The organism is Micromonospora sp. NPDC049359 (genome assembly GCF_044466585.1).
Taxonomy (GTDB): Bacteria; Actinomycetota; Actinomycetes; order Mycobacteriales; family Micromonosporaceae; genus Micromonospora.
Map to the genome: position 1 here is coordinate 53,879 of NZ_JBITMW010000021.1, position 11,372 is coordinate 65,250.

Annotated in this window: 11 protein-coding genes and 1 pseudogene; 9 read left to right on the forward strand and 3 right to left on the reverse strand. The window is 71.5% G+C overall.

The genetic code is table 11. The features are described from left to right. Window positions 1-12 precede the first annotated feature (12 nt). From ACIBTX_RS32190 to ACIBTX_RS32215, 6 genes are all read left to right on the forward strand, one after another. Window positions 13-2,565, forward strand: a complete 2,553-nt coding sequence (locus tag ACIBTX_RS32190; RefSeq protein ID WP_357398653.1) for a nitrate- and nitrite sensing domain-containing protein — start codon at window positions 13-15, stop codon at window positions 2,563-2,565. Window positions 2,566-2,655: 90 nt separating this feature from the next. Next, on the forward strand, window positions 2,656-3,078 hold the full coding sequence (locus ACIBTX_RS32195) for a roadblock/LC7 domain-containing protein (RefSeq protein ID WP_357134351.1): 423 nt from the start codon (window positions 2,656-2,658) through the stop codon (window positions 3,076-3,078). A 5-nt stretch (window positions 3,079-3,083) separates the two neighbouring features. Continuing rightward, a complete protein-coding gene (locus ACIBTX_RS32200) occupies window positions 3,084-3,470 on the forward strand; it encodes a DUF742 domain-containing protein (RefSeq protein WP_357134353.1) in 387 nt (128 codons plus the stop codon). Then, window positions 3,451-4,062: an ATP/GTP-binding protein gene (locus tag ACIBTX_RS32205; RefSeq protein ID WP_355053540.1), complete on the forward strand. Its 612-nt coding sequence runs from the start codon at window positions 3,451-3,453 to the stop codon at window positions 4,060-4,062. Before ACIBTX_RS32200 ends, ACIBTX_RS32205 begins: the two co-directional genes overlap by 20 nt. An 83-nt stretch (window positions 4,063-4,145) precedes the next feature. Further along, window positions 4,146-4,481 (forward strand): YciI family protein, encoded by a 336-nt coding sequence (locus ACIBTX_RS32210; protein WP_357134355.1) that lies wholly within the window; start codon window positions 4,146-4,148, stop codon window positions 4,479-4,481. A gap of 4 nt (window positions 4,482-4,485) precedes the next feature. After that, window positions 4,486-5,733, forward strand: coding sequence for an RNA polymerase sigma factor (locus tag ACIBTX_RS32215; RefSeq protein WP_396833394.1), 1,248 nt, complete (start codon window positions 4,486-4,488; stop codon window positions 5,731-5,733). A 233-nt stretch (window positions 5,734-5,966) separates the two neighbouring features. Here ACIBTX_RS32215 and ACIBTX_RS32220 read toward each other — a convergent pair whose 3' ends face one another. Beyond that, window positions 5,967-6,107: a hypothetical protein gene (locus ACIBTX_RS32220; protein WP_357134358.1), complete on the reverse strand. Its 141-nt coding sequence runs from the start codon at window positions 6,105-6,107 to the stop codon at window positions 5,967-5,969. Window positions 6,108-6,207: 100 nt separating this feature from the next. After that, window positions 6,208-6,333: pseudogene (locus ACIBTX_RS32225) on the reverse strand (GntR family transcriptional regulator); the annotation flags it as partial. Between the two features lie 285 nt (window positions 6,334-6,618). On the opposite strand from ACIBTX_RS32225, the gene ACIBTX_RS32230 reads away from it, so the two are divergent. Further along, window positions 6,619-7,023, forward strand: coding sequence for a hypothetical protein (locus ACIBTX_RS32230; RefSeq protein ID WP_357398658.1), 405 nt, complete (start codon window positions 6,619-6,621; stop codon window positions 7,021-7,023). A 46-nt stretch (window positions 7,024-7,069) separates the two neighbouring features. Then, window positions 7,070-7,315: a DivIVA domain-containing protein gene (locus tag ACIBTX_RS32235; RefSeq protein WP_357398660.1), complete on the forward strand. Its 246-nt coding sequence runs from the start codon at window positions 7,070-7,072 to the stop codon at window positions 7,313-7,315. 104 nt (window positions 7,316-7,419) lie between these two features. Here ACIBTX_RS32235 and ACIBTX_RS32240 read toward each other — a convergent pair whose 3' ends face one another. Continuing rightward, window positions 7,420-10,272: an aconitate hydratase gene (locus tag ACIBTX_RS32240; protein WP_357134365.1), complete on the reverse strand. Its 2,853-nt coding sequence runs from the start codon at window positions 10,270-10,272 to the stop codon at window positions 7,420-7,422. Window positions 10,273-10,532: 260 nt separating this feature from the next. Here ACIBTX_RS32240 and ACIBTX_RS32245 point away from each other — a divergent pair, with 260 nt between their 5' ends. Then, complete coding sequence (locus ACIBTX_RS32245; RefSeq protein WP_357134367.1) at window positions 10,533-11,228, forward strand: DedA family protein; 696 nt, start codon at window positions 10,533-10,535, stop codon at window positions 11,226-11,228. The last annotated feature ends 144 nt before the right edge of the window (window positions 11,229-11,372 follow it).

An 11,372-nucleotide genomic window follows, 5' to 3' on the forward strand; every position in this document is an offset into this window, starting at 1 on the left:
TGGGACGGTTCAATGCGTTCTCGCGGTACGAGTATCCGCACCAAGGTTGTCGCCCTGCTGCTCTCCCTGGTCGCGCTCTGGATGTTCGCGGCGTGGGTCACCCTGCGGGACGGTTTCAACCTGCTCGGTGTCCAGCTGCTCAACAGCAGGGTCTACGCGCCCAGCGAACCCCTGCTGCAGGAGCTTCAGCTTGAGCGGCGGCTGACCCAGGCGTACCTCAGCAACCCCGACGCCGCGCAGCGCGCGGCCCTGGAGGCCGAGCAGCGCAAGGCCACCCAACTGGCGGACGACTTCGCCGACTCGGTCCGCAACTGGCAGGTCGACGTGGCCGGCAGCTCCGCCCTCGACGTCCAGCTCGACGACACGATCGCGCAGATCAACGAGTTGAAACAGACCCGGGCCGACGTGCTGGGCCGCAAGGTCGACCGGATCTCCGCCGCGGACGCCTACACGGACGCCATCGAATCGATCTTCCGGATCTACGACGTCACCGGCAGCCTCGACGACAAGGAGATCGCCGCCGACGCGGCCGCCCTGATCCAGCTCAACCGGATGAAGGAGCTGATCTCGCAGGAGGACGCGCTGCTCAGCGGCCTCTTCGGCACCGGTCGGATCAGCGGCCCCGAGTACGCCCGCTACGTCAGCCTGGTCGGCGCCGAGCGGTTCCTCGGCGAGGAGACCCGCGCCCGGCTCGCCGACGCCGATCAGCGGCGCTACCAAGAGCTCGTCGAGGGTGAGGCCTTCAGCCGGCTGCGCGCCGTCCAGGACAGCATCATCCGCGAGGGCCGGCCGGCGACCCAGTTGCCGGTCGGCTCCGAACAGTGGCGCGGCACCGTCGAGCCGGCGCTCGCCGAGGTGAACGACGCCGTCGTCGACGGCGGCGACGACATCGTCGGCCGGGCCACCGGCGTGGCCGTGATGGTCGTCGTCCGACTCGTGCTCGCCACCGGCCTGGGTCTGCTCGCCGTCATCGCCTCGGTCGTCGTCTCGATCACCACGGCCCGCACCCTCCTGCGCCAGCTCGACCGGCTGCGGCAGGCCGCCTGGCAGCTCGCCGACGAGCGGCTGCCCCGCGTGGTCGACCGGCTCGGCCGAGGCGAGGAGGTCGACGTCGCCACCGAAGCGCCCCCGCTGGAGTTCGGCACCGACGAGATCGGCCAGGTCGGCAAGGCGTTCAACGCCGTCCAGGAGACCGCCCTGCGCACCGCCGTCGAGCAGGCCGACCTGCGCCGCAACGTCCGCGAGGTCTTCCTCAGCCTGGCCCGACGAACCCAGGCGCTGGTTCACCGCCAGCTCACCCTGCTCGACGCGATGGAGCGGCGCGAGCACGACGCGGAGGAGTTGGAGGACCTGTTCCGGGTCGACCACCTGGCCACCCGGATGCGGCGCAACGCGGAGAACCTGATCGTGCTCTCCGGCTCCACCCCGGGCCGGGCCTGGCGGCGCAACGTCCCCATGGTGGACGTCGTACGCGGCGCGGTGGCCGAGGTGGAGGACTACACCCGGGTCAACGTGCTGCCGCTGGGGGCCGTCTCACTCGCCGGCCGGGCGGTCGGCGACATCATCCACCTGCTCGCCGAGCTGATCGAGAACGGCCTGTCGTTCTCGCCACCGCACACCACCGTGGAGGTCCGTGGCCAGCTCGTGGCGAACGGCTTCGCCATCGAGATCGAGGACCGGGGCCTCGGCATGAGCGAGGAGGACCTGGCGGCGGCGAACCACCGCATCGTCGACCAGTCCGAGCTGAACCTGGCCAACGCCGCCCGCCTGGGCCTCTACGTGGTGAGCCGGCTGACCGAGCGGCACGGCGTGCGGGTCCGCCTCAAGGAATCGGCGTACGGCGGCACCACCGCCGTCGTCCTCATCCCGCTGGAGCTGATCACGGCGAACGGCGCCGCCCCGGAGGACTCCGGCGCGATCCCGGCCGGCCCGACGGCCATCGCGCTGCCGGCCGGCCCGACCGCCGCCGGCCCCGTCGAGGGCGGTCGTCCCGCCAGCCTCTCGACGGTCGCGGTCGCCACCGCGGCGACGGACACCAGCGCCCCCGGCGCGGCGCAGCCGGTCACCCCGGTCGCCCCGGCGCTGGCCGAGAGCAGTACCACCACCGAGCAGACGGACGAGGGCGACAAGGACGTCGTACTCCCCACCCGCCAGCGGACCGCGGCGGCGGACCTGCCCACCCGGGCCCGGCGTGTCCTGGGCCAGCCGGCCCTGGAGGGCCCGACGGTACCGACCGGCCTGCCCGCCGTGGAGCGGGCCGGCACCGGTGGCAGCGAGCCGAGCACCGACGGCGGGCCGGTCCCGGCGCGGACCGAGACGGACCGCACCGGCTCCGGACTGCCGGTCCGCGTCCGCCAGGCGAACATCGTGCCCGAGCTGCGCGACGACCCGGCGGCGACCGAGTCCGACGAGGAGGACGTGGTACGGCCACCCGAGCAGGTACGCCGGATGATGAGTTCCTATCAGACCGGCACCCGGCGCGGCCGGACCGACGCGGCGCGACTGCTCGGCGGCGCGCCGGGCGCCACGCCTGACTCGACCGACGAGGAACCGCAAGCCACCTGACCGAGCACCTTCGCTGCGGGTTCCGCGTGGTGTGACGGTCAAGCCCAAGACGAATACGGCGCAACTGCCGGGCGAGAAGAGGACGACGAAGTGGCCCAGAAGACGGCTTCGAGTGCCGACCTGACGTGGTTGCTGGATGATCTGGTGGGCCGGGTGAAGCAGGCCGAGCATGCGGTCGCGCTCTCCACCGACGGGTTGTTGATGGCTTCCTCGCAGGGGCTGAACCGGGACGACGGCGAGCACCTCGCGGCGATGGCGGCCGGTATCCAGAGCCTGGCCCGGGGCGCCGGCAAGCGCTTCGGCGGCGGGCAGGTGCAGCAGACCATCATCGAGATGCAGTCGTCGTTCCTGTTCGTGACCGCCGCCGGCCGCAACGCCTGCCTGGCCGTCCTCGCCACCGAGGACGCCGACGTCGGTCTCATCGCGTACGAGATGGCGATGCTCGTCACCCGCGTCGGCAAGTACGTGGCCTCCCCGTCGCGGAGCGCCGAACAGTCGGCTGGCGAGAGGTAACGGCCATGACGGTGCAGGGAGAGTCCGCAGAGCATCAGTGGGTGGATGACCATGCGGGCCCGGTGGTGCGCCCGTACGCGGTGACACGTGGGCGGGCCCGCCCGGTCACCGGCACGTTCGACCTGATCTCCCTGGTCACCGCGACCCGCGCCGACGTGACGCCGGAGATCGGGATCGGTCCTGAGCACCTGGCGATCGTCGGCCTCTGCCAGCGAATACAGTCCGTCGCCGAGATCGCGGCCCACCTCGACCTGCCGGTGGGAACCATCCGGGTGCTCCTCGGCGACCTGGCGGCCCGCAACCTCGTGCAGGTACGCGAGCCGCACACCACGGCCGGCCTTCCCGACAACAGCATCTTCGAGGCGGTAATCAATGGACTACGGGCACTCTGACCGGCCGGCGGGAGCGACGCCACTGCCCACCGCGATCAAGATCCTGGTCGCCGGTGGTTTCGGCGTGGGCAAGACCACCATGGTCGGAGCGGTGAGCGAGACCCGGCCGTTGCGCACCGAGGAGGTGCTGACCGAGACCGGCGTCGGCATCGACGACCTGTCCGGGGTGGAGGGCAAGACCACCACCACGGTGGCGATGGACTTCGGCCGGATCACCATCAGCGACGACCTCGTGCTCTACCTGTTCGGCACGCCCGGTCAGGACCGGTTCTGGTTCGTCTGGGACGAGCTGGCGTTGGGCGCGATCGGCGCGGTCGTCCTGGCCGACACCCGTCGGCTGGCCGACTGCTTCCCGTCGATCGACTACTTCGAGGGTCGGGGCACCCCGTTCGTCGTGGCGGTCAACTGCTTCGAAGGCGCGCGTCAGTACCGGCTCGACGAGGTGCAGACCGCGCTGAACCTCGACCCGGGCGTACCGGTGCTGCTCTGCGACGCGCGTCAGCGGGAGTCCAGCAAGGAGGTGCTGGTGACCCTCATGGAGCACGCCATGAAGACCCGCGAGGCCCGTCGCCGCGCCGCCAGCGGAGACTGATCGAGGTTTTTTCCGGGAGGTTGTCCGGATCGCTCCTGTCCGCTCGTCATGCTGGCGACAACCCGAGAAACAGGGAGCGACCGATGAAGTTCATGATGTTCGTCTGCAGCGACACCGCACCGGATACCGACCCGACCGAGCTGCCCGACATCCACAAGTGGGTGGCCGACAACGACGCCCGGGGCCGCCGCCTGACCGGCAACGTGCTGGCGCCGACCAGCGCGGCCACCACGGTCCGTGTTCGTGACGGCGAGCTGCTGGTCTCCGAGGGACCGTTCGCGGAGACCGCCGAGGTGATCGTGGGTTTCGACCTGCTCGACTGCGCCGACGTGGACGAGGCGATCGAGGTGGCCCGTACCCACCCGATGGCCCGGGAGGGGCGGCTGGAGCTGCGCCCGTTCGGCGCTCTGTCCAGTTGAGCGGATGACCGGCACCGACACCACGACCGGTGCGCCGGACCGTGTCGGCCCGGCCGCGGCGGCGCGGGCCGTCGCGGCCGCCGGCGTGGACGCGTACCCCCGGATCGTCGCGACCCTGATCCGACTGACCGGGGACTGGGCGTTGGCCGAGGACTGCGCCCAGGAGTCCCTGGCCGCCGCGCTGGAACGCTGGCCCGGCGACGGGGTGCCGGTCAATCCCGGTGGCTGGCTCATGACGGTGGCCCGCAACCGAGCGATCGACGTGCTGCGTCGGGCCACCGTGGAGCGCCGCAAGCTGCACGACCTGGCGCTGCTCGCGCCGACCGACGCGCGGCCCGAGCACGACGTCGAGGACGACCGCTTGAGACTCGTCTTCACCTGCTGCCACCCGGCGCTCGCCCTCGACGCCCGGGTGGCGCTGACGCTGCGGACCGTCTGCGGGGTGCCGACCGCCGACATCGCCCGCCTCCTGCTGGTCAGCGAGTCGACGATGACCCGCCGGCTGACCCGGGCCCGGACCCGGATCGCGCAGGCCGGCATCCCGTACCGGGTGCCGACCGGGCCGGCGCTGGCCGAACGGCTGCCGGGCGTGCTCGCCGTGCTGTACCTGCTCTTCACCCGCGGCTACGTCCCCGACGGCGAACCGGCGTTCGCCGACGAGGCCGTGCGGCTGGCCCGGCTGCTGGACGCGTTGATGCCGGAGCAGTCCGAGGTCGCGGCGCTGCGGGCGCTGCTGCTGTTCCAGCACTCCCGTCGGGACGCCCGTCGGGACGCCGCGGGCAACCTGCTCACCCTGGCGCGGCAGGACCGCGCGCGGTGGGACCGGGCGGCCATCGCCGAGGGCCAGGCGGCTCTTGCCCGGATACGCGACGACGGTCCGTACGCGTGGCAGGCTCGGATCGCGGCCTGCCACGCCACCGCGCCGTCCGTCGACGCCACCGACTGGGCGACGATCGCGCGGGCCTACGACGCGCTGGCGGGTATCCGGCCTTCACCGGTGATCGCGCTCAACCGTGCGGTCGCGCACGGCTACGCGTACGGGCCGACCGCCGGGCTGGCCCTGCTCGACGAGGCGCGTGCCGAGGGTGGGCTGTCCGGCAACCCGCTCGCCGGGGCGGTGGAGGCCGACCTGGTGGCCCGGCAGGATGATCCGCTGCGGGCCGTCACGCTGTTCCGGGCGGCGGCGGCCGCGGTGGACTCGCCCGCGCAGCGCCGCGCCCTGCTCGACCGGGCGGACGAGCTGTCTCGCTAACGAGCCATCCGCACTCCCCCCCCCGCCCCGCCCCGCCTCGCCTCGCCCCGCCTCGCCCTCGCCCCGCCCCGCCTCGCCCCGCCCCGCCCCGCCTCGTCGATCATGGAGTTGTGGTGGGCAACAAAACCCCCGTGAAACCTCAAACCAGGCACCACAACTCCATGATCGACGGGCCGGGACCGCTCCCGCTCCGCGATCTTGCACTTTCTGTCCCGAAAAAAGGGGTATCCCACTCATGTGGACAACAGAAACTGCAAGATCGGCGCGATCTTCTCCCTCGGCGCGCTCCGGGTCGCCGGGGCGAGGGCGAGTGCCGGACCGGCGGGGTTCGTGGAGTCTCGTACGTCGATGACGCCCGCGAGACTGTTGGTCACCTCGACGCGCTACTCGGCGACAAAGGTTCCTGAGGCCCGGTACGCCGACCACCAGTCTGCGAGATTTGAGAGCGTCCACGGCGCGGGCGACCGTCCGCCGGGCTGACCCGTACTCCTGGGCCGGCGCGTCGTACGTCGGTAGGCGTGAGCCCGGTCGGAACTCCCCGGCGGCGATCCGGCGAGTCAGATCGTCCTCGATCTCTCGGGCCGTGTACGGGATGGGCATAAGGCGTGGCCCCTGGTAGACATCGGGTCGGCACGGGTCGCTGCCGGAGAAACGGGCGTCCCGCCTCGTGACAGGAGGCGGGCGTTCCGCCCGTCGTGTGGAGGTGGTGCCGGTGCTGCCCGAGGAGAAGCCGATGCAGGTGCCTGTCAACGTCGGTGCGTGGCGATGGCCGATCCGGCCCGAGCGGATCGAGTGTGGAGAGTGCGGGCGATGCGCTGCCGGTTGAGCGGTTCACGGCGCTGTCCGAGCTGGCCCAGACCCTCAGCGAGCACGCGTCGCGCTGCCGTGTCTTCCTCCGAGGACGCGAGCGGCCGGCCGCCCTGGCCCCGTTCGGCGACGGCCGACCCGACCGGACCACGCCAGCGGTCGTACCGCGCGCCGGGCGTCGTACCCGAAGAGCGCTGGCGCCCCCGGTGCGGGCCGCCGGCCGCGCACACCGCCGATGGTCCTTCCTGGATCTGCGACGCCTGCGGGAAGGACTGGCCCTGCCCGACGCTGCCCGCGACCCCGACGGACGCCGCCCGACGGGCGACCCTGATCCCCGAGTACTCGCGGATCACCCGCCGGGCAACCCGCGACCTGCGCGGCCGGCCGGGCGGCCCCGGCCCGGTCGCCATCGTCCGCCGTTTCCTCTGGTTCCTGCCGCTGACCGACGAGGAGGCCCGCGCGGTCGCACTGCGGCTGCGCTGAGCGCTGACCCCGTCGGACACGAGCCGGCGACCGCTACGGTGGCCGCATGACATTGCCGTTCGAACTCGCTTTGCGTGGTTACGACATGCGTCAGGTCGAGAGTCTCCTTGCCGAGGTCGACAGGGCTCTGGCTACCGACAGCGCGGCGTCACGGGCTGCCGCGCGGGACGCGCTTCGGGCGGCCAGCTTTCGACGGCGGCTACGTGGCTACGAGATACAGCAGGTGGATGCGGCGATAGACCAACGGCTTGCTGCCCTCGCGCTCCCGGGCACCCACGACGGACCGGCGTGACCAGCGGGCTTCCCGCCCGTGCTCGGACGGCAAACCTTCCTCGGCTCTGACGGCGAAGGCCGCCCCCGCCGAAGCGGTAGCGGCCTTCGACCAGCCGTACCTGATCAGTTGGCGATCATGCGGCGCAGCACGTACTGCAGGATGCCGCCGTGGCGGTAGTAGTCCGCCTCACCCGGGGTGTCGATCCGCACGACGGCCTCGAACTCGACACCCGTGTCGGTCGTGACCGTCACCGTGCGCGGGGTCTCGCCGTCGTTCAGGGCCGTCACACCGGTGATGGTGAACATCTCGGTGCCGGTGAGGCCCAGCGACTCGGCGGTGACGTCCACCGGGAACTGCAGCGGCAGCACGCCCATGCCGATGAGGTTGGAGCGGTGGATCCGCTCGTACGACTCGGCGATGACCGCCCGGACGCCCAGCAGCATCGTGCCCTTGGCCGCCCAGTCCCGCGACGAGCCCGAGCCGTACTCCTTGCCGGCCAGGATGACCAGCGGGATGCCGGCCTCCTGGTAGGCCATCGAGGCGTCGTAGATCGAGGTCTGCTCGCCGGTGAGGTGGTTGACGGTGAAGCCGCCCTCCACCCCGGGCACCAGCTGGTTACGCAGCCGGATGTTGGCGAAGGTGCCCCGGATCATCACCTCGTGGTTGCCCCGGCGCGAGCCGTACGAGTTGAACTCGTGGCGCGGCACGCCGTGTTCGGCCAGGTAGGTGCCGGCGGGGGAGTCCGCCTTGATCGCACCGGCCGGCGAGATGTGGTCGGTGGTCACCGAGTCACCCAGCTTGGCCAGCACCCGGGCGCCGGAGATGTCGACGACCGCGCTCGGCTCCTGCTGCATGCCCTCGAAGTACGGGGGCTTGCGCACGTAGGTCGAGTCGCTGTCCCAGGCGAAGGTGTCGCCGGTCGGGGTGGGCAGCGACTGCCACCGCTCGTCACCGGCGAAGACGTCGGCGTACGCGGCGCTGAAGCCGGTCGCGCCGATCGCCTGGGCGATGACGTCCTGGATCTCGGCGCTGTTCGGCCAGATCTCCCGCAGGTAGACCGGGTTGCCCTCGGTGTCCTCACCGATCGGCTCGTTGGCCAGGTCGATGTCCATCGTGCCGGCGAGGGCGTACGCGACGACCAGCGGCGGGGACGCCAGGTAGTTCATCTTGACGTCCGGGTTGATCCGGCCCTCGAAGTTGCGGTTGCCCGAGAGCACCGAGACGACCGACAGGTCGTGCTCGTTGACCGCGGCGGACACCTCCTCGGGCAGCGGACCCGAGTTGCCGATGCAGGTCGTGCAGCCGTAGCCGACCAGGTTGAAGCCGAGCTTGTCCAGGTACGGCGTGAGACCGGCCCGCTCGTAGTAGTCCATGACCACCTTCGAGCCAGGGGCCAGGGTGGTCTTCACCCACGGCTTGCGGGTCAGGCCCTTCTCGACCGCGTTGCGGGCCAGCAGGGCCGCGCCGATCATCACCTGCGGGTTGGACGTGTTGGTGCAGGAGGTGATGGCGGCGATCACCACGGCGCCGTGGTCCAGCTCGTACTCGACGCCGTCGGTGCCGGTGACCCGGATCGGGTTGCTGGCCCGACCGCCCGCGCCGGTGGCGGCGGTCTCCAGGTCGCGCGGCTCGTCGGCCGGGTCGCTGAACTCGTTGGCCGGCGGGTCGCTGGCCGGGAACGACTCGGCGCTGGCCTCGTCGGCCGGGCCGTTCGCGCCGCGCGGCAGCTCCTCGCGGGCCACGCTCGGCTTGAGGTCACGCTCGCCGGTGGAGTCGTCGGCGACGTAGTCGGTCAGCGCCGAGCGGAACAGCGTCTTGGCGCTGCCCAGCGGCACCCGGTCCTGCGGGCGCTTCGGGCCGGCGAGCGACGGCTCGATGGTGCTCAGGTCCAGCTCGAGGCGCTCCGAGTAGGAGGGCTCGGCCGCCGGGTCGTGCCAGAGGCCCTGCTCCTTGGCGTACGCCTCGACGAGCGCGACCTGCGCGGCGTCCCGACCGGTCAGCTCCAGGTAGCGGATCGTCTCGGCGTCGATCGGGAAGATCGCCACGGTGGAGCCGTACTCCGGGGACATGTTGCCGATGGTGGCCCGGTTTGCCAGCGGCACGGCGCTCACGCCGGGGCCGTAGAACTCGACGAACTTGCCGACCACGCCGTGCTTGCGCAGCATCTCGGTGATGGTCAGCACCAGGTCGGTGGCGGTGGTGCCGGCCGGCATCTCGCCGGAGAGCTTGAAGCCGACGACCCGGGGGATCAGCATGCTGACCGGCTGGCCGAGCATCGCGGCCTCGGCCTCGATGCCGCCGACGCCCCAGCCCAGCACGCCCAGGCCGTTGACCATCGTGGTGTGCGAGTCGGTGCCGACCACGGTGTCCGGGTACGCCTGCCCGTTGCGTTCCATGATCGTGCGGGCCAGGTACTCGATGTTGACCTGGTGCACGATGCCGGTGCCCGGCGGGACGACCTTGAACTCGTTGAACGCGGTCTGGCCCCAGCGCAGGAACTGGTAGCGCTCCTTGTTGCGCTCGTACTCCAGCTCGACGTTGCGGGCGAACGCGTCCTCGCGGCCGAACAGGTCGGCGATGACCGAGTGGTCGATGACCAGCTCGGCGGGGGCGAGCGGGTTCACCTTGGTGGCGTCGCCGCCGAGCTCGCGGACGGCCTCGCGCATGGTGGCCAGGTCGACCACGCAGGGCACGCCGGTGAAGTCCTGCATGAGCACCCGCGCCGGGGTGAACTGGATCTCCACGCTCGGGTCGGCGGTCGGGTCCCACCCGCCGAGCTGCTCGATGTGGTCGGCGGTGATGTTCGCGCCGTCCTCGGTCCGCAGCAGGTTCTCCAGCAGGATCTTCAGGCTGTACGGCAGCCGGTCGTGGCCGTCCACCTTGTCGATCTTGAAAATCTCGTAGCTCGCGTCTCCGACGCGTAGCTGGGTCTTCGCACCGAAGGTGTCGAGGCTCGCCACGTCGTACTCCTTCACACCAGCGACCGTGAGTAGTCCTGAGCAGTCTGTCGCACCGGCCGGGGCGCCGCCGAGGTTAGGTAACACTTACCGCCGATTCTGCTCTCAAACAAAACCGTACGTCCGTCTTGCTATTTGCGCAACCCAGCCGGCCCGCTCGCCACCCCTCATCCCTAGCCTCCTAGGACGCGTTACGGATTGTGCGGCAGTAGTCGAGGGGCCGATCGGCCGCGTCGACCGCGGGTAGGGTTCGAGGCCCGGTCGGAGGAGGGTCACCCGTGTTCGACGTCCAGCACTGGCTCGTGTCGCTGCCGCCGATCGCGGTCTACCTGCTCGTCGCCGGGGTGATCGGCGTGGAGAGCATGGGCGTGCCCCTGCCCGGTGAGATCGTCCTGGTCAGCTCCGCGCTGCTCGCGGCCACCGGAGTGGTGGAACCCGAGTGGGTGGCGACGGCCGCCGCGACCGGAGCGATCGTGGGTGACTCCATCGGGTACGCGGTGGGGCGTCGCGGCGGACGTCCGCTGCTCGCCCGGCTCGGCCGACGCTTCCCCCGTCATCTCGGCCCCGCCCAACTCGCCCGCGCCGAGCAGAGCTTCGCCCGGCACGGTGTGTGGGCGGTGTTCTTCGGTCGGTTCGTGGCGCTGCTGCGGATCCTGGCCGGCCCGCTCGCCGGGGCCCTGCACGTGCCGTACCGGCGGTTCCTGGTGGCCAACGCCGCCGGCGGGCTGGTCTGGGCGTTCGGCACCACGTACCTGCTGTTCAGCGTCGGTCGGGCGGCCGAGCACTGGCTCAAGGACATCTCCTGGGCCGGCCTTGTCCTCGCGGTGCTGGCCGGCCTGGGCAGCACGTGGTGGCTACGTCGACGTGCCCACCGTCTGGAGGCCGCCGAGCCGGAGCCGTCGGGCGAGCCTGCGCCGGCCACCGATTCAGAGCAGCCTGCCGACCCGGCGCTGGCCCAGACCCGACACCGGTAGCGCACCTGGCGCCGGCTCGCGCCGGCAGGAAGATCCCGGACCCGGGTACGCCGAAAGGGCCGGACCCCGTGGGGTCCGGCCCTTTGCGGTGTGGTTGTCAGCTGGTGGCGTAGCCGCGGGTGGCGATCCAGTCGGCGAGGTGTT